General features: G+C 67.5%; 14 protein-coding genes. 7 read left to right on the top strand and 7 right to left on the bottom strand.

Going from position 1 to position 18754, the window contains the following annotated elements:
* Positions 1-326: 326 nt before the first annotated feature.
* The 5 genes from CFB34_RS25985 to nagE all read left to right on the top strand — a co-directional run bounded on the left by CFB34_RS25985 (position 327) and on the right by nagE (position 7734).
* On the top strand, positions 327-1061 hold the full coding sequence (locus tag CFB34_RS25985; RefSeq protein ID WP_043187255.1) for a GntR family transcriptional regulator: 735 nt from the start codon (positions 327-329) through the stop codon (positions 1059-1061).
* A 99-nt stretch (positions 1062-1160) separates the two neighbouring features.
* Positions 1161-2264 carry an N-acetylglucosamine-6-phosphate deacetylase gene (gene nagA / locus CFB34_RS25990; protein ID WP_089426373.1) on the top strand — a complete coding sequence of 368 codons (1104 nt, stop codon included), beginning with the start codon at positions 1161-1163 and terminating at the stop codon, positions 2262-2264.
* Entirely contained in the window at positions 2257-3264 is a 1008-nt protein-coding gene (locus CFB34_RS25995; protein WP_085042153.1) for an SIS domain-containing protein, read from the top strand. Before nagA ends, CFB34_RS25995 begins: the two co-directional genes overlap by 8 nt.
* Positions 3265-3279: 15 nt before the next feature.
* Positions 3280-5877 carry a phosphoenolpyruvate--protein phosphotransferase gene (gene ptsP / locus CFB34_RS26000; protein ID WP_089441062.1) on the top strand — a complete coding sequence of 866 codons (2598 nt, stop codon included), beginning with the start codon at positions 3280-3282 and terminating at the stop codon, positions 5875-5877.
* Between the two features lie 87 nt (positions 5878-5964).
* Complete coding sequence (gene nagE, locus CFB34_RS26005) at positions 5965-7734, top strand: N-acetylglucosamine-specific PTS transporter subunit IIBC (protein WP_089441061.1); 1770 nt, start codon at positions 5965-5967, stop codon at positions 7732-7734.
* Positions 7735-7901: 167 nt separating this feature from the next.
* Here nagE and CFB34_RS26010 read toward each other — a convergent pair whose 3' ends face one another.
* The 6 genes from CFB34_RS26010 to rpoH form a co-directional block, all read right to left on the bottom strand.
* Positions 7902-10385 carry a family 20 glycosylhydrolase gene (locus CFB34_RS26010; protein WP_089441060.1) on the bottom strand — a complete coding sequence of 828 codons (2484 nt, stop codon included), beginning with the start codon at positions 10383-10385 and terminating at the stop codon, positions 7902-7904.
* Between the two features lie 587 nt (positions 10386-10972).
* Positions 10973-11089, bottom strand: a complete 117-nt coding sequence (cydX, locus tag CFB34_RS26015) for a cytochrome bd-I oxidase subunit CydX (protein WP_011353251.1) — start codon at positions 11087-11089, stop codon at positions 10973-10975.
* A 61-nt stretch (positions 11090-11150) separates the two neighbouring features.
* Complete coding sequence (gene cydB / locus CFB34_RS26020) at positions 11151-12287, bottom strand: cytochrome d ubiquinol oxidase subunit II (protein ID WP_089441059.1); 1137 nt, start codon at positions 12285-12287, stop codon at positions 11151-11153.
* Positions 12288-12318: 31 nt separating this feature from the next.
* The gene (locus tag CFB34_RS26025) at positions 12319-13899 is read right to left on the bottom strand and encodes a cytochrome ubiquinol oxidase subunit I (RefSeq protein WP_089441058.1); all 1581 of its coding nucleotides are present in this window, start codon (positions 13897-13899) and stop codon (positions 12319-12321) included.
* Entirely contained in the window at positions 13889-14173 is a 285-nt protein-coding gene (cydP, locus tag CFB34_RS26030) for a cytochrome oxidase putative small subunit CydP (RefSeq protein ID WP_179243673.1), read from the bottom strand. The genes CFB34_RS26025 and cydP overlap by 11 nt, the downstream gene beginning before the upstream one ends.
* Before the next feature lie 358 nt (positions 14174-14531).
* Positions 14532-15467, bottom strand: a complete 936-nt coding sequence (gene rpoH / locus CFB34_RS26035; RefSeq protein WP_089441056.1) for an RNA polymerase sigma factor RpoH — start codon at positions 15465-15467, stop codon at positions 14532-14534.
* 360 nt (positions 15468-15827) lie between these two features.
* Here rpoH and pagL point away from each other — a divergent pair, with 360 nt between their 5' ends.
* Complete coding sequence (gene pagL / locus CFB34_RS26040; RefSeq protein ID WP_089441054.1) at positions 15828-16397, top strand: lipid A 3-O-deacylase PagL; 570 nt, start codon at positions 15828-15830, stop codon at positions 16395-16397.
* Positions 16398-16442: 45 nt separating this feature from the next.
* Entirely contained in the window at positions 16443-16826 is a 384-nt protein-coding gene (locus tag CFB34_RS26045) for a nuclear transport factor 2 family protein (RefSeq protein ID WP_039346091.1), read from the top strand.
* Between the two features lie 143 nt (positions 16827-16969).
* Here the strand turns inward: CFB34_RS26045 and leuA are convergent, their stop codons facing one another.
* On the bottom strand, positions 16970-18616 hold the full coding sequence (gene leuA / locus CFB34_RS26050; protein WP_089441053.1) for a 2-isopropylmalate synthase: 1647 nt from the start codon (positions 18614-18616) through the stop codon (positions 16970-16972).
* Between the last annotated feature and the right edge of the window lie 138 nt (positions 18617-18754).

The raw sequence follows: 18754 nt of genomic DNA on the forward strand, positions 1-18754 counted from the left end.
GACGCAGCCGGCGCGCGCCGCCGAACGCGCGTTGCCTCGTCACCGTGCATACCAGTTGGCCAAACTGGTTCTATCCAGGTCTCATATTCGCGCCCCAAACCAGGCCGAATCGCGTACTGGAACTGTCCCCTTGCATACCAATCCGGGTAAATCCCTACCCCGTACTTCGTTGTAAACAAAGGGTTTGTGAGAACTAAAACGCTTGCCGGGCAAGGCTTCCGGCGATTTCGGCGCCCCTAATACCAGTTCGTTGACTGGTATTATGGTGGTTATATAATGCCCTCACTTTCGACGGCCTGCGGTCGTCGTCCGACACCCGGAGGCACATGGAAACCGGCTGGTCCGAACTGGCGCCCGATCCCCTCAGCGATACGCCGCTCTATCTGCAGCTCGCCCGCAACCTGGCGAGCGCGATCCACGCCGGCGCGTGGCGCGCCGGCGAGGCGCTGCCGTCGGAGCGGCTGCTGTCGGTATCGGTCGGCGTGTCGCGGATCACGGCCCGTCGCGCACTCGCGCTGCTGGTCGAGCAGGGGCTGATCAAGCGGGCGCGCGGCGCGGGCAGCTTCATCACGCCGCGCGTCGCCGATCCGCTGTCGCGTCTCGTCGGCTTCACCGCGAAGATGCAGCAGCGCGGCTTCGTGCCCGATTCGGTGTGGCTGTCGCGCACGCTGCGTGCCGCAAACCGCGACGAGATCACGCGTCTCGGCCTCGCGCCCGGCGCGACGGTGGCGCGGCTCGAACGGCTGCGCCGCGCGGACGGCATCGTGATGGCCGTCGAGCACTCGACGCTGCCGGCCGCGGTGGTGCCCGATCCGCAGGTGCTCGGCGCGTCGCTGTACGAATACCTCGAAGCGCGCGGCATGACCGTCGTGCGCGCGCTGCAGCACTTTCGCGCGGCGAACGCGACGCACGCGATCGCGAAATGGATGGCGGTGAAGCCGGGCTCGGCCCTGCTGGTGATCACGCGGATCGGCTACGGCGCCGACCAGCGCGCGATCGAAGTGAGTGAAACGTATTGCCGCGACGATTACTACGACTTCGTCGCCGAACTGAAACGCTGACGCGCGAGACTGCCCCGCGCGCGACACGCGTGAAGCAACGACACGGATTGGCAAATCACGACGCGGATGCCCGCGTCACCAGATCATCAAGAGAACGTCATGCTGACTGGAAACATCCTTACCCCCGACGGCTGGATTCACGGTTCGCTCGATAGCGAGAACGGCCGCATCACGACCCTCGACGGCACGCCCGTCGACCCCGCGAAGAACGACGCGCCTTACATCCTGCCCGGCTTCATCGACCTGCACGTGCATGGCGGTGGCGGCGCCGACGTGATGGAAGGCGGCGACGCGATCGAGACGATCGCCCGCACGCACGCGCAATTCGGCACGACGAGCCTGCTCGCGACGACGATGACCGCGCCGCGCGACGAACTGATGCAGGTCGTCGCGAACCTCGGCACCGTCGCGCGCACCCGCACGCCGGGCGGCGCGCGCGTGCTCGGCGTGCACCTCGAAGGCCCGTACATCAACCCCGGCAAGCTCGGCGCGCAGCCCGACGCGGCCGTGTCGGCCGTGCTCGACGAAGTGCTGAAGTACCTGTCGATCGCGCCGATCCGCGTCGTCACGCTCGCGCCGGAAATCGCCGGCCACATCGAGATCATCGGCGAGATGGCCGCGCGCGGCGTGCGCGTGCAGCTCGGCCATTCGCTCGCGACCTACGACGACGCGGTGGCCGCGCTCAAGCACGGCGCGTGCGGTTTCACGCACCTGTTCAACGCGATGTCGCCGCTGCATCACCGCAACCCGGGCCTGGTGGGGGCGGCGCTTGCCCACGCCGAATACGCGGAAATCATCCCCGACCTGCTGCACGTCCATCCGGGCGCGATTCGTGCTGCGCTGCGCGCGATCCCGCGCCTGTACGTCGTGACCGACAGCACGTCCGCAACCGGCATGCCCGACGGCGAATACCGGCTCGGCAGCCAGCACGTGACGAAGTGCCTCGGCGGCGTGCGCCTCGCCGACGGCACGCTCGCCGGCAGCACGCTGACGATGGACCAGGCGCTGCGCAACCTCGTGTCGCTCGGCCTGCCGATCGCCGACGTGTCGAACCGGATGTCGCGCTACGCGGCCGACTACCTCGGCGTCGCCGATCGCGGCCGCCTCGAGCGCGGCGCATGGGCCGACCTCGCGGTGTTCGACCGCGACCTGAACCTCACCGCGACCTACGTCGAAGGAGAATCGATTGTCGAATATGCTTAAGGAAGCGCGCGAGTCCGCCCAGGTCGTCGCCGCGCAGATCGCCGACACGACGCGCGTCGAAGCGCTCGCCGGCCAATTGCTCGATCACCCGCCGGCCGTCGCGCTGACGGTCGCGCGCGGCAGCTCGGATCACGCCGCGAGCTATTTCGCGAGCCTGACGATGAGCCGCCTCGGCGTGCCGGTCGCGTCGCTGCCGATGTCGGTCGCGACGCTGCAGCAGGCGCCGCTGAAGGTGCAGGACCAGCTCGCGATCGCCTTCTCCCAGTCGGGCAAGAGCCCCGATCTCGTCAATACGATGGCCGCGCTGCGCGAAGCCGGCGCGCGCACCGTCGCCGCCGTGAACGTGCTGCCGTCGCCGCTCGCCGACGCGTGCGAGCACCAGCTGCCGCTGCTCGCCGGCCCCGAACTGTCGGTGGCCGCGACGAAGAGCTATATCGCGATGCTGTCGCTGTCCGCGCAGATCGTCGCGTACTGGCAGCGCGACGCCGCGCTGATGACCGCACTGCGCGGCCTGCCCGACGTGCTCGCGCAGGCCGGTCAGCTCGACTGGTCGCAGGCGGTGGCCGCGCTGGCGGGTGTCGAGCGGATGATCGTGATCGGCCGCGGCCTGGGCCTCGCGATCGCGCAGGAAGCCGCGCTGAAGCTGAAGGAGACGTCCGGCATCCAGGCCGAGGCGTTCTCGAGCGCCGAAGTCCGTCACGGCCCGATGGAGCTGATCGACCGCGACTATCCGCTGCTCGTGTTCGCTCCGCCGGGGCCTGAACAGGCCGGCCTGCTGCAGCTTGCCGCGGACATGCGCGCCCGCGGCGCCGCCGTGCTGCTCGCGGCGCCCGCCGGCACACCCGGCGCGACGCTGCCGCTCGCGCAGTCCGCCCATTCGGCGCTCGACCCGATCGCCGCCATTCTTTCGTTCTACGTGATGGCGGCGGATCTCGCCGTTGCGCGCGGCCGCAATCCCGACACGCCGCGCCACCTGAACAAAGTCACCGAAACGCACTGATAGCCGAGACCGCCGATGAGACGCGCCGAGGAGTCCCAGTTGAAGAGCCCCACCCACGATCAGATCGTCCTGCTTAGCCCCCTGACGGGGCCGATCGTCGCGCTGGCCGACGTGCCCGATCCGGTGTTCTCCGGCGGGATGTTCGGCGACGGCATCGGTATCGACCCGCTCGCGGGCCAGCTCGTCGCGCCGTGCGCGGGCGTCGTGTCGCATCTCGCGCGCACGGGCCACGCGGTGACGATCACGACGCCGCAAGGCGCGGAAGTGCTGCTGCACATCGGCATCGACACGGTCGAGCTGAACGGACAGGGTTTCATCGCGCACGTCGAGGCCGGCGCGCGTGTCGAGGCCGGCACGCTGCTGATCGAGTTCGACCAGGACGCGGTGGCGCGCAGCGCGCATTCGCTCGTGTCGGTGATCGCGATCGCCAACTCGGATGCGTTCGAGGTCGTCGATCGTGCCAGCGGCTTCGCGACCGCCGGCGAGACGCCGCTGCTCGTGCTGCGTGGCAAGGGCGAAGCGGCCGTGCAGGCGGCGCAAGCCGGCGCCGCCGCGCAGAACGAAGTGCGCCGTGAAATCGTGCTGGCGCAACCAGGCGGCCTGCATGCGCGGCCGGCCGCGCGGGCGCGTGAAGCCATGCGCGGGTTCGACGCGACCGTCGACGTGCTGTTCGACGGCCGCAAGGCGTCGATCGCGAGCGTCGTCGGCCTGCTCGGCCTCGGCGCCGGCGAAGGCGCGACGGTCGAACTGGTCGGCCGTGGCGCGCATGCGCAGCAGGCCGTCGATGCGGTCGAGCACGAGCTGCTGCGCGAAGCGCACGGCGAAGTCGAGGAAAAGCCGGCGCGGCTGAAGTCGCCCGCGCCGCAGACGCTCACACGCAACGTCGGTGCTCCGCGCGACGGCGCACCGATCGACCCGAACACGCTCGCAGGCGTGTGCGCGGCGCCCGGCATCGCGGTCGGCACGCTGGTGCGTCTCGACGATGCGGAAATCGTGCCGCCCGAGCAGGCTGCCGGCACGCCGGCCACGGAAAGCCGCCAGCTCGACCAGGCGCTGAAAGCCGTCGACGCCGAACTCGACGAAACGGTGCGCAACGCATCGGCGCGCGGCGCGGTCGGCGAAGCGGGCATCTTCGCGGTGCACCGCGTGCTGCTGGAAGACCCGACGCTGATCGACGCGGCGCGCGACCTGATCAGCCTCGGCAAGAGCGCGGGCTTCGCCTGGCGCGCGACGATCCGCACGCAGATCGACACGCTGTCGAAGCTCGACGATGCGCTGCTCGCCGAACGCGCGGCCGACCTGCGCGACATCGAGAAGCGCGTGCTGCGCGCGCTCGGTCATACGAATGGTGCTGCACGTGCGCTGCCCGACGAAGCGGTGCTCGCGGCCGAGGAGTTCACGCCGTCCGACCTGTCGTCGCTCGATCGCCAGCGCGTGACCGCGCTCGTGATGGCGCGCGGCGGCGCGACGTCGCACGCGGCGATCATCGCGCGGCAGCTCGGCATTCCGGCGCTGGTTGCGGTCGGCGATGCGCTGTACGCGATTCCGGACGGCACGCAGGTCGTCGTCGATGCAAGTGCGGGCCGGCTCGAACACGCACCGACCGCGCTCGACGTCGAACGCGCGCGGCACGAACGCCAGCGCCTGGACGGCGTGCGCGAGGCGAACCGGCAACTGGCAGGTGTTGCGGCCGCGACCGTCGATGGCCGCGCGATCGAGGTCGCCGCGAACATCGCGACGCTCGACGACGCGAACACCGCGGTCGACAACGGCGCCGACGCGGTCGGCCTGTTGCGTACCGAACTGATGTTCATCCATCGCCAGGCCGCGCCGACGGTCGTCGAGCACCAGCAGAGCTACCAGTCGATCGTCGACGCGCTGCAGGGCCGCACGGCGATCATCCGCACGCTCGACGTCGGCGCCGACAAGGAGGTTGACTACCTGACGCTGCCGCCCGAACCGAACCCGGCGCTCGGCCTGCGCGGCATCCGTCTCGCGCAGGTGCGCCCCGATCTGCTCGACGATCAGCTGCAGGGCCTGCTCGCGGTGAAGCCGTTCGGCGCGGTGCGCATCCTGCTGCCGATGGTGACCGACGCGGGCGAGCTCGTGCGCCTGAAAAAGCGCATCGACGAATTCGCGCGCGCCCTGGGCCGCACCGAGCCGATCGAGGTCGGCGTGATGATCGAGGTGCCGTCCGCCGCGCTGCTGGCCGACCAGCTCGCGCAGCACGCGGATTTCCTGTCGATCGGCACCAACGACCTGACGCAGTACACGCTCGCGATGGACCGTTGCCAGGCCGATCTCGCTGCGCAATCCGACGGCCTGCATCCGGCGGTGCTGCGCCTGATCGACATCGCGGTGCGCGGCGCGGCGAAGCACGGCAAGTGGGTGGGCGTGTGCGGCGCACTCGGCGGCGATCCGCTGGCGGTGCCGATCCTGGTGGGCCTCGGCGTGACCGAACTGTCGGTCGACCCCGTATCGGTGCCGGGCGTCAAGGCGCGGGTGCGCCGTCTCGATTACCAGTTGTGCCGTCAGCGCGCGCAGGATCTGCTCGCGCTCGATTCGGCACAGGCGGTAAGGGCAGCAAGCCGCGAGGTCTGGCCGCTCGACTGAGCGTCGACGGCAGGTTCGCGACCGGTTTCAAGACGAAAGCAATTAGGTCAACGACGATTAATGACGAGACAAGGATTGGAGGACTGAATGAACGGGAATCCGTTTCTGAAAATACAGGGCCTGGGCCGGGCGCTGATGCTGCCGATCGCGGTATTGCCGGTCGCCGGCATCCTGCTGCGACTCGGCCAGCCGGACGTGTTCAACATCAAGATGATCGCCGACGCCGGCGGTGCGATCTTCGACAACCTGCCGCTGCTGTTCGCGATCGGCGTGGCGGTCGGTTTCGCGAAGGACAACAACGGCGTGGCGGCCCTCGCGGGCGCGATCGGTTACCTGATCGAAACCGCGATCATGAAGGACATCGATCCCAAGCTGAACATGGGCGTGCTGTCCGGGATCATCGCGGGTGTGGTCGCGGGCCTGCTGTACAACCGCTACAAGGACATCAAGCTGCCGGACTACCTCGCGTTCTTCGGCGGCAAACGGTTCGTGCCGATCATCACGGGGCTGGTGTGCGTGATACTCGGCATCGCGTTCGGGTACGTGTGGCAGCCGGTCCAGCATCTGATCGACGCGGCCGGCCAGTGGCTGACGACGGCGGGCGCGATCGGTGCGTTCGTGTTCGGCTTCCTGAACCGCCTGCTGCTCGTCACGGGCCTGCACCACATCATCAACTCGCTCGCATGGTTCGTGTTCGGCAACTTCACGCCGCCCGCCGGCGGCGAGATCGTGCACGGCGACCTGCACCGCTTCTTCGCGGGCGACCCGACCGCGGGCACCTTCATGGCCGGCTTCTTCCCGATCATGATGTTCGGCCTGCCGGCCGCGTGTCTCGCGATGCTGCACGAAGCGCCGAAGGAACGCCGCGCGATGGTCGGTGGCCTGCTGTTCTCGATGGCGCTCACGTCGTTCCTGACCGGTGTGACCGAGCCGATCGAATTCAGCTTCATGTTCCTCGCACCGGTGCTGTACGTGATCCACGCGGTGCTGACGGGCCTGTCGCTCGCGATCTGCCAGATCCTCGGCGTGAAGCTCGGCTTCACGTTCTCGGCCGGCGCGATCGACTACGTGCTGAACTACGGGCTGTCGACGAAAGGCTGGATCGCGATCCCGCTCGGCATCGCGTACGGCGCCGCGTACTACGGGCTGTTCCGCTTCTTCATCCGCAAGTTCAACATGGCCACGCCGGGCCGTGAGCCGGCATCGGCCGATGCGGCCGCGCAGTCGTATGCATCGGGCGGCTTCGTCGCGCCGGCTGCAGGTGCCGCTGCGGTTGCCGCCGCACCGCGTGCGCAACGCTACATCGCCGCGCTCGGCGGGGCAGGCAACCTGTCGGTCGTCGACGCGTGCACGACGCGCCTGCGCCTGACCGTCGTCGATCCGGAGAAGGTCTCGGAGCCGGAACTGAAGTCGATCGGCGCGCGCGGCGTGCTCAAGCGCGGCGGCAACAGCGTGCAGGTGATCATCGGGCCGGAGGCCGACATCATTGCCGACGAGATGCGTGCGGCCATCGGCAGCGGCGCGGCAGGCGCGGCATCGACGGCGACGGCCGCCGCCGCACAGCCCGTCACGGGCGCGGCCGCCGGCCCGCTCGATCCGGAGCCGACGCGCTGGCTCGCGGTGTTCGGCGGCGCGACCAACGTCGTGTCGCTCGACGCGGTCGCGACCACGCGCCTGCGGGTGGTCGTGCGCGATCCGTCGGCCGTCGATCGCGAGCGTCTCGGTGCGCTCGACGTCGCATGGGTGTCGCTCGACACGTTCCATATCGTCTGCGGCAACGCGGCGGCGCGCTATGCCGAACAGCTCGGCGCGCGCCTGCCGCCGTCGGGCAGCGGGGCGGCCGCACAACCGGCCTGATGCTGATGCGATGAAACCGATCCGATCCGCGCTGCGGGTTCGGGCCGGCCGGTAAAAAGAAAACGGCTTGCGATGCGTCGCAAGCCGTTTTTCTTTGGTGCGGGTGATGGATGATGCGATGCGCCCGCGCGCATCGTGCATCGCGCATCACCTCGTCACTCAGCCGCTCACGGATTCGTCAGCGTGAAGGTTGGCTTCCGGTAGCCGACGCCGGCCCGGTCGAGCTTCGGCAATTCGCGTTGCGTGAGCAGCGTCGCGAAGCCGGCCCAGTCGCGCTGCAGCGCGGCCGTGTCGACGTGATGCGTGTCGCCGCGCCTGAAGCGCACGCCGGCCGCATACGGCAGCTCCCAGTCGGCCCGGTGCCACGCGCGCTCGGCGAGCGCGAGCAGCCGCGGATAGGCCATGTATTCGAGGAAGGTGTCGTTGCGCATCACCTCACCCCACGCCTGCCCCTGCATGCCTTCGATGCGCGGCGCGGGGCCCGTGCCCGTCACCTCGAACGTGTTGCCGTCACGGTCGCCCATCACTTCGGCGTTCTGCGGCAGGTTCTCCGGCGCGAGCGAGAACACCTTGTACTCGTCCGTCGCGTGCGAGCCCCAGTAGTAGCCGCGCTCGCGCGGGTTGAGCGTGTACGGGAAGTCGAAGTACAGGTAGTCGGGCAGCGCGAGCACCGTCAGGTAGCCCTTGCCGCTCAGGTCGCGCGCGCTGTCCGAGGCGCCCCAGAAGATCGTGTCCCACAGCGACACCATCACGTGGCGCGTGCTGAAGTCCTGCGGCCCGTTCGCATGCTTGATGCCGTCCTGCCACGCGGCCATCGTGTCGATCCCGTTCGCGCTGACCGCCGCGCTCACCTGTTGCGCGAAACGTGTCGGCAACTCGTCGATCGACTTGATCTCGCCGCGCTGGAGCAGTGCCGTGCATGCGGGCGAACGCGCCCACGGCTTGTCCTGCGCGGCGAGGTCGATGCGCCCCTTGTTCGGATCGGTGCCGTTCAGCGGCTGGAAGCCCCCGCCGAGGAAGATGTTCTTCGCCTCGTCGCCGCCGTAGTGCCAGGTATGCAGCGGCGCCTGCGCGTCGGCATGCATCGCCGCAATCTCGCGGATCACCTTCGACGCGAAATTGAGCGCGCCCGGCACGCACGGGTTCAGGTCGCTGCGCCGGTCGTAGAACTGCACCGTCGTCAGGTTCGACGTGTCCTGCGGATCGATCAGCCGGTATGCGTTCGCTTCCTGCTCGCGACCGGCCGCATGCAGCCGCCTGTAGCGTGCCTCCATCGTCACGACGGCCGCCCGCGCATGCGCGGGCATGTCGATCTCGGGGATGATCTCGACGAAATGCGCGGCCGCGTAGCGCACCAGCGACACGTAGTCGTCGCGCGTCAGGTAGCCGCCGCCGGAGCGGTTGTCCGGGCCGGAGCCGAGTTGCGGCAGCAGGCAGCGCGTCTCGCTCGGGTCGTGGCAGCGGCGCCCGCCGATCTCGGTGAGTTCGGGCAGGCCGGGAATCTCGATGCGCCAGCCCTCGTCGTCGGACAGATGCAGGTGCAGACGGTTGAGCTTGTACGCGCTCATCTGGTCGATCAGCCGGCGCAGCGTCGCCGGGTGCTTGAAGTTGCGTGCGAGATCGACGTGCATTCCGCGATGCGTGAAGCGCGGCGCATCCTCGACCAGCATTGCCGGAATCGGGCCGCCGCCGGCGGGCGCGAGCGAGTAGAGCGTCTGCACGCCGTAGTAGAGGCCGGCACGATCGTAGCCTTCGATCAGCACGCCGCGCGGCCCGATCGCGAGCCGGTAGCCGCCCGGCGTCGCGATGTCGGCCGGCAGCCGGCGCGGCGCGACGGCACCGCGCACCGGCACGCGTGCGCCGTCGAGACCGAGTGTCGTTGCGCGCTCGCGCAGCGTCGCGACTTGCGCGTCCGGCAGATCGGGCAGCGCGAGCTCGACGCCGCGCAGGTCGAGCGTGCCGGGTAGCGGCTGTTCGCGCCTCACGCTCGGCAGCGCGCGGCTCGCGTCGGGCCGCGCGGCCACGGGTGGCGCGTTGCCGGTCGAGTTGTTCTGCGCATCGGCCGGCAGCGATTCGACGTAGCGCAGCTCGTCGTCGGTGTCGTTGTAGCGGAGCACGGCGGGCCGTGCGCCGTCGACGACCACGTACGGGCGCGGGATCACGTCGCTGTAGCGCAGCAGCCAGTATTCGGCGACGAACGGCAGCTCGATGCGCTCGCCCGGTGCCAGCCGCACCGAGCCCGGTTGCGGCGTCAGTTCGTACAGGTCGCCGGTGAGCCGCCGCAGCGCGAAGCCGGGGCGATCGATTCGCAGCAGGCGGCGGATGCTGTGCAGGTAGAGCTTCCAGCCGCCATCGGCGATCGCCTGGTGGCCGCGGTTCTGCAGGATCAGGCGGCCGGTCGCGCAGGCCGCGCCGTCGGCGCCGAGATCGGCGCACGGCACGCCGGCCGCGGCCGCGTGATTGTTGTCGACGGCGACGCGCAACGCGAGGCCGTTCGACAGCCGAGCCGCGAGCTCGGCCGGCGGCACGGGTGGACGGACGGCGCCGGCCGTCGCGACCGCCGCGCTCGACGCCGGCAGCGCGCCGAGCGCAACCGGCGACAGGGCCGCGATCAGCAGGCCGGCAAACAGGGTGGACAAGGTTCGGTTCATGCGGACTCCTGAGACAAAAGGGGGCGTAGCGGCGTCACGGGATGACGTCGCTGCGAACGGGTCTTTCAACGGAGCTGCGGGGACAACAGGGTGCGCGGGCGATGCGGCTGCCCCGCGCGCAGTCGGCACGCGGGCGCGTGCGTTACGGAACGGGTGGCGGGCAGGCGTGCCGGTCGGATCGGCGCGGGCGGGTGCGCGTCTTCATCGGCGGCGCACGACAGCGGCTGCTGCTGATGGTGATGCCGTGACGACGTGCCCATCGGCAAAGGCGCGCGCGCGACCTGCACGGCCGATGACGGCAGCACTCGCCGACGATGCACGACTGGCCGCCCCGCGCCGACGACGAGAAGGCGCGCCAGCGCGCGCCACATACGGGATTCGCATGTCTCCCCCACCCGGAAGGATTCGGCCTGTCAGCGGCCGTGTCCAAAGATCTTATGAAACCTTTTATTGGTATTCAAGTGGTATCAATCTGGCGCTAAATTGGCATCGCCCCGGCGGCCCTGTCCAGACGGCAGGACGAAAAAAAACCTCGCGCGAGGCGAGGTTCCTTCGGGACGGCGGCGGCGCGATCGGCCGCGCGCGCGTCAGTCGTGGCGAACGCGTGCTTCCTGCGTCTTCTGCCGTGCTTCGAGCCACATCGCATTGACGATGCCGAACGACAGCGCGACGCCGATACCGAGAATCCAGCTGAAATACCACATGATCCGACTCCTTGCGAAACGGTGGGCGAGGGCGCATGCGCGCCCGGCCCGGTTCAAAGCATCAATACATCGAATGCTTGTTCTCTTCGAGCACCTCGCGCGTGACCTTGCCGCGCATCACGCGATACACCCAGCCCGTGTAGAGCAGGACGATCGGCAGGAACACGATCACCGCGAACAGCATCACCTGCAGCGTCATGTGGCTCGACGTCGAATCCCACACGGTCAGGCTGCTGCGCGGGTCGAGCGACGACGGCATGATGAACGGGAACATCGAGAAGCCGGCGGTCAGGATCACGCCGGCGATCATCAGGCCGGTGCAGAAGAACGCCGTCTTCTCCTGCTTCGAACCGGCGAGCAGCAGCGCGACCAGGCCGCCCGCGATCGCGACGACGGGCGCTGCGATCATCCACGGGAATTCGCCGTAGTTCGCGAGCCACAGGCCCGAGCCAGCGGCGACGTCCTTGAGCAGCGGGTTCGCGACGGTGTCGGTCGGTGCGGCGTGCGTGATGTGGAAGCCGCCGATGGTCGACGCGACCAGCACGCCGGCCAGCACGAACAGCACGACCGCGAGGAACGACGCCACGCGCAGCGCGACCGACGCACGGCGCGCGATCACGCCGTCCGTCTTCATCTTGATGAAGGCCGCACCGTGCGCGACGAGCATCGTCAGGCTGACGAGCCCGCACAGCAGCGCGAACGGGTTCAGCAGCGCCCAGAAGCCGCCGTAGTAGGTCACGCGCAGGTCGCTGTCGAACTTGAACGGCACGCCTTGCAGCAGGTTGCCGAACGCGACGCCGAACACGAGCGCCGGCACGAAGCCGCCGGCGAACAGGCCCCAGTCCCAGCCTGCGCGCCAGCGCGGGTCGGGCCGCTTGCTGCGGTAGTCGAAGCCCACCGGCCGAAAGAACAACGCGAACAGCACGAGCAGCATCGCGAAGTAGAAGCCGGAGAACGACGCCGCGTAGACGAGCGGCCAGGCCGCGAACATCGCGCCGCCGGCCGTGATCAGCCACACCTGGTTGCCTTCCCACGTCGCGCCGACGGTGTTGACGATGATGCGGCGTTCCTCGTCGGTCTTGCCGAGGAACGGCAGCAGCGCGGTCGCGCCCATGTCGAAGCCGTCGGTGACGGCGAAGCCGATCAGCAGCACGCCGACGAGCAGCCACCAGATCAGCTTGAGAGTTGCATAGTCCATAGCGATTCCTTGTTCCGTTTCAGGTGCGTGCTCACGCCGGGGCGCGCTCGCTGGCGGCCGCGATTTCGTGGTGATAGCGGCCGGTATGCAGCGACGACGGGCCGAGGCGCGCGTACTTGAACATCAGCTTGATCTCGATGACGAACAGCGCGGTATAGAACAGGATGAAGCCCGCGAGACTCAGGTACAGGTCGCTCGGCTGCAGGCTCGACGCGGACAGGTGCGTCGGCAGCACGCCGGCGATCGTCCACGGCTGGCGGCCGAGCTCGGCGACGATCCAGCCGAATTCGATCGCGATCCACGGCAGCGGGATCGCCCACACCGCATAGCGGAGGAACCAGCGGCGGTTGTCCTGCAGCAGTTCGCGGCGCGCGCAGAACCAGAACGCGGCGATGAACGTCGCGACGAACAGGAAGCCGAGGGCCACCATGATCCGGAACGAGAAGAACACGGGCGCGACCGGCGGGATCGTCTTCTTCGCGGCGGCCTTGATCTGCTCGGGCGTCGCGTCGACCACGTTCGGCGTGAACTGCTTGAGCATCAGCCCGTAGCCGAGATACTGCTTGTGCTGGTCGAACAGCGCGCGGGTCGCGTCGCTCGTATCGCCCTGCTTGATCTTCTGCAGCGCGCCGTACGCGACCATCCCGCTCTGGATGTGCTCCTCGCTGTGCTTCGCGAGCTCGCGCAGGCCGATCACCGGTTCGTCGATCGAGCGCGTCGCGATCAGGCCGAGCGCGTACGGGATCTTGATCGCATAGTCGGTGCGCTGTTCTTCCTGGTTCGGGATGCCGATCAGCGTGAACGATGCGGGTGCCGGCTGCGTTTCCCACTCGGATTCGATCGCGGCGAGCTTCATCTTCTGCACTTCGCCGGTCGTATAGCCAGATTCGTCGCCGAGCACGATCACGCAGAGCGTTGCCGCGAGGCCGAAGCCGGCCGCGACCGCGAACGAGCGCAGCGCGAAGTCGATGTCGCGTTTCTTCAGCAGGTACCACGACGACACGCCGAGCACGAACATCGCCGCCGACACATAGCCGGCCGACACCGTGTGCACGAACTTCACCTGCGCGACCGGGTTGAACAGCACGTCGAACAGGCTCGTCATCTCCATGCGCATCGTCTGGTAGTTGAACTCGGCGCCGACCGGGTTGTTCATCCAGCCGTTCGCGACGAGGATCCACAGTGCGGACAGGTTCGAGCCGAGCGCGACGAGGAACGTGACCATCAGGTGCTTGACCTTCGACAGGCGGTTCCAGCCGAAGAAGAACAGGCCGACGAACGTCGATTCGAGGAAGAACGCCATCAGGCCTTCGACCGCGAGCGGTACGCCGAAGATGTCGCCGACATAGTGCGAGTAGTACGACCAGTTCGTGCCGAACTGGAATTCGAGCGTGATGCCGGTCGTCACGCCCATCGCGAAGTTGATCCCGAACAGCTTGCCCCAGAACTGGGTCATGTCCTTGTAGACCTGTTTGCCGGTCATCACGTACACCGCTTCCATGATGACGAGCAGCCAGGACAGGCCGAGCGTCAGCGGCACGAACAGGAAGTGGTAGAGCGCCGTGATGCCGAACTGCAGACGTGACAGATCGACGACTTCACTACTTATCATGGTGGTCTCCCTCGGTAGATGCAGGCGCCGGTACCGAGAGCAGCTTCTCGGCGACAGCGGCAGGCGGCAACGACATGTGCTTGGCCTGCGGATGATTGAAGAATGCGTATTTGAGCGACATCAGGAGGATCAGCTTGACGATCAGCACCAGGGTGATGTCGCGGGCGAGGGTCGGTCCGCGTGCCCACGCGGCGATGCGCGCGCGCCAGCCGATCGTACCGGCCGGCCGCGCGGGAGGCGGCGCAGGCTCTTTATTGATCGAGATCAAGGTAATTATCCTGAATCGATTTAAGTCTGATTTGGGGCGACTTTACGTCGGATTTATGACGGCCGTGAAGCTGTTTTAATCCTTTTGCGCCTGACATGCCAATTTTAAAAGCACGGCTTTCCGATGCCGAGTGCTGCGCTGCGGCAGACCGTCGCGAAACCCGGGCCGAAACTTGAGGCAGATCAAGGTTATGCGGAAGGGGGCGCCAAACGGCCTATTACCTGACGAATCAGGTCAATTAATCCGCACTGAAACGCGCCGAGAAACGAACGAAGCGGCGAATGAAAAGCAGGGGAAAAGGGCGAAAAAAAACCGCTGCCGGTCGGGCAGCGGTTTTTGATGAAGCGCTCTAAATCGCAGCGATTTATGCGTATTCGGCGAGGGCGGTGCGCATCTTTTTCATTGCGCTCGCTTCGATCTGGCGGATGCGCTCTGCCGACACACCGAACTCGGCGGCGAGATCGTGCAGCGTCGAGCCGCCCGAGCCGTCGTCATCGACGTTCAGCCAGCGCGCCTCGATGATGCGGCGGCTGCGCGCGTCGAGTGCGCCGAGTGCCTGCGCGATGCCGTCCGTCTGCAGCGTGTCGCGCTGACGCGCGGCCAGCACGGCGGTCGGTTCGTTGTGCGAGTCGGCCAGGTAGGCGATCGGCGCGTACGACTCCTCGCCGTCCTCGACCTGCCCTTCGAGCGCGATGTCGCCACCGGACAGGCGCGTTTCCATTTCGGTCACGTCTTCGCGCTTGACGTTGAGTTCCTTCGCGAGGCCGTCGATTTCCTCGGGCGTCATTGCCTGCAAGCCTTTCTTGTGGCTGCGCAGGTTGAAGAACAGCTTGCGCTGCGCCTTCGTCGTCGCGACCTTCACCGTGCGCCAGTTGCGCAGGATGTACTCGTGAATCTCGGCCTTGATCCAGTGGATCGCGTACGACACCAGGCGCACGTTTTGCGCCGGGTCGAAGCGCTTCACCGCCTTCATCAGGCCGATGTTGCCTTCCTGGATCAGGTCGCCGTGCGGGAGGCCGTAGCCGAGATAGTTGCGCGAGATCGACACGACGAGCCGCAGGTGCGACAGCACGAGGCGGCGTGCCGAGTCGAGGTTGTTGCCTTCGCGGAATTCGGTCGCGTACTGGCGTTCCTCTTCCGGCGTCAGCAGCGGAATGCGATTGACGGCCTGGATATACGCGTCGATGTTGCCAAGCTGGCCCGGCAACATCGATTGGGCTGCGAGCGCCAGCGAGCCTGCCGATGCGGCCTTGGCCGGCGTGGGGCTCAGGGTGTTCGGGAGGGTCAGGGCGTTGCTCACTAAAAAACTCCTTTGGAATCAGGGACAAACCCCCGGTCTCGGATGAGATTCCGGGAGCCATCTTAGCACTCCCGGAAACCGAGTGCTAATTCCTTAGAGCAAGCGTGGGCATCGGAGTTCCCGCTTTTTCTATCGAGCATGTCGAGTCGATAGTCTATTCTGCGACACAGGGCGCGACGCGAAGTTCCGTAAGCCGTTGTTTCTGATGGCAATCGGTAGACGATTTCGATTTTTGTCGTTTCGGAAGCAAGCCATTTCGCTTTGTGATGCCGATCCGAAAAGTCCTTTACCATACCATTCAGTTCGCTTGAGCCGGCCGAAGCGGCTGGCTCCATTCAACCCACAAAGTTGGAGTGACAGATGAACAATAAGAAGAATCGCCGGCCCCGCAGCCGGCTGGCGCTGCACGCGATGCTGGCGGCGTCCCTTCTGGGCGGATCGGGCGCGGCATGCGCGGATCGATGGGGGATTCAGGCGGGCGGCGGCTTTTCGGATCGCCATGGGGTCGACAAGGCCGATCTCGGCGTGGTGTGGGATCCGGGCTGGAACTGGTGGGAAATCGGCGGCTGGCACTTCGCGTTCGTCGTGGAAGGGCACGCCGGCTACTGGCACACGGGCGGCAACGTCCACAGCAGTATCGGGGAATTCGGCGTGACGCCGATGTTCCGCTTCATCAAGAGCGCCGGGGAGATTCGCCCGTTCATCGAGGCCGGCGGCGGCGTCAGGCTGCTGACGCACCCGACGATCTCGGATCGCTTCTCGCTGGGCACCGCATTCCAGTTCGCGCCGACGGCGGGGGTGGGCGTGCAGTTCGGCCAACGGCAACAGTATCAGGTCGGCTACCGTTTTGAACATGTGTCTAACGCGGGTATCAAAGAGCCGAATCCTGGTATAAATTTCCACCAGTTCTACTTGCAGTACAACTTCTGATCCGCACGCCCGCGCACGGCGTGCGCGTTGCCGAGGAGTCAGGCGATGGCGAAGGTGGTCGATGCGATCCGCGCGCTCGAGCGCGATCGGTTCCGGGCGATGGTGGACGGGGACGGCGAGGCGCTCGACACGCTTTTGTCGGACAAGGTGTTCTTCGTCCATACCAACGGCAAACGCGAAACCAAGCAGCAGTTCATCGACGCCATCGTCGCCGGCCGCCGCCGCTATCGCCAGATCGAGATCCAGTCGCAGGACGTGCTGCCGGTCGGCGATGAAACCTGCGTCGTCACCGGGCGCGCGTTGATCGAGATGGAAACGAACAACGGCGGCCTGGTCTTCCCGATTGCCTATACCTCCGTCCACACCCACGAACAGGGCCGCTGGAGCCTGTTCGCGTGGCAGGCGACGCGGTGCGCGACCGAGACATGAGCGCGCGTGGCGCTCCTTTTCATGTCCCGACCGAAGCGGCCTTCTGAGCCGCTTTTTGTTGCCTCGTGCGGCGCGGATCGCGCGGCGCACGGGCGGTCACGCCCCGCTCGCTGACGTTTGAACCCTGAAACGGAACCCGCCGCTCAGGCTGCCGCGCGGCGATCCGCGCAGTGCCAGGCCGAGCGGTTGATCGCGCTGACCACCGCGTCGAGCGCGGCGCTCGCCGCATCGGCGTGCAGGCCGACGCCGTGCCGCAGCGGCGCATCGCCGACCCGGCAGCCGACCGATACCGCGATTCGTCCGTCCGTCGTGCGGGCGTGTTCGCACGACGCGACGTCGATCGTCGCGCCGGCGGCCGCCGCGAATGCCGCGGCCAAACGTCGCACGGCCTCGTCGGGCGTCGTATCCGCCGCGGGCGCTGCCGCGATCTCGCGGTTTTGCCAGCGCGCGCCGTTGCCGTGTCGCGCGGCCGGCCCGTCGGTGTCGAAGAATTCGCGCGCGAACAGCGCGCAGATCGCATCGCCCGTCACTTCCTCGCCGGACGCGTCGGCGAGCGTCTGCACCGCATGGCTGAATTCGATCTGCACGCGGCGCGTCGGCGTGAAGCCCATCCCGCGTTCGAGCAGGAACGTCGCGCCGCCCTTGCCGGACTGGCTGTTCACGCGGATCACCGCGTCATAGCTGCGGCCGAGGTCGGCCGGGTCGATCGGCAGGTACGGCACTTCCCAGGCCGCGTCGGGGCGCTGTTGCGCGAAGCCCTTGCGGATCGCGTCCTGGTGCGAGCCCGAGAACGCGGTGAACACGAGGTCGCCCGCGTACGGGTGGCGCGGATGCACGGGAATCTGGTTGCAGCGTTCGACGACGCGGCGCACCGCATCGATGTCGGAGAAATCGAGGCCCGGATCGATGCCCTGCGTATAGAGATTCAGCGCGAGCGTGACGAGATCGACGTTGCCGGTGCGTTCGCCATTGCCGAACAGGCAGCCCTCGATGCGGTCGGCGCCCGCGAGCAGCGCGAGTTCGGCCGCCGCGACCGCGGTGCCGCGATCGTTGTGCGGATGCACGGACAACACGATGCTGTCGCGGTACGCGAGGTTGCGGTCCATCCACTCGATCTGGTCGGCAAACACGTTCGGGCTCGCGGCTTCGACGGTGGCCGGCAGGTTGACGATCATCTTGTGATCGCGGGTCGGCCGCCAGGTCTGCGCGACCGCGTCGCAGATCTCGCGCGCGAACGTCAGCTCGGTCATGCTGAAGGTTTCCGGCGAGTACTGGAACGTCCATTGCGTGTCGGGGCGCGCGGCGGCGTGCTCCTTGATGATGCGCGTGCCGTCGATCGCGAGCGCCTTCACGTCGGCCTTCGACATCCCGAACACGATGCGGCGGAACGAAGGGCACACCGCGTTGTACAGGTGCACGATCGCGCGCGGCACGCCTTCGAGCGCGTCGAACGTGCGGGCGATCAGGTCCTCGCGCGCCTGCACGAGCACTTCGATCGTCACGTCGTCGGGAATCCGCTTGTCGTCGATCAGCTTGCGGACGAAATCGAAGTCGGTTTGCGACGCCGACGGAAAACCGACTTCGATCTCCTTGAATCCGATCGCGACCAGCATCTCGAAGAACTCGAGCTTCTGCTCGATGCTCATCGGCTCGATCAGCGACTGGTTGCCGTCGCGCAGGTCGGTGCTCATCCAGACGGGCGCGCGCTCGATGGTGCGCGACGGCCATTTGCGGCCATTGAGGCGGACGGGCTCGAACGGACGGTACTTGTCTTGCGGATTGCGCTGCATCTTCTGGACCTCGGGTCTCAAGTCGCGAGCGAAGACGGGCGGCATGGGCGACGGTTGGCGCTGCCTCGCTCCGCGGCACGTGAACGCGCTGCGGATGCGGATGATCTTCGCGAGTCGGCCGACGGATAGACGGACGAA

The organism is Burkholderia sp. HI4860 (genome assembly GCF_002223045.2).
In the GTDB taxonomy this organism is placed as follows: domain Bacteria; phylum Pseudomonadota; class Gammaproteobacteria; order Burkholderiales; family Burkholderiaceae; genus Burkholderia.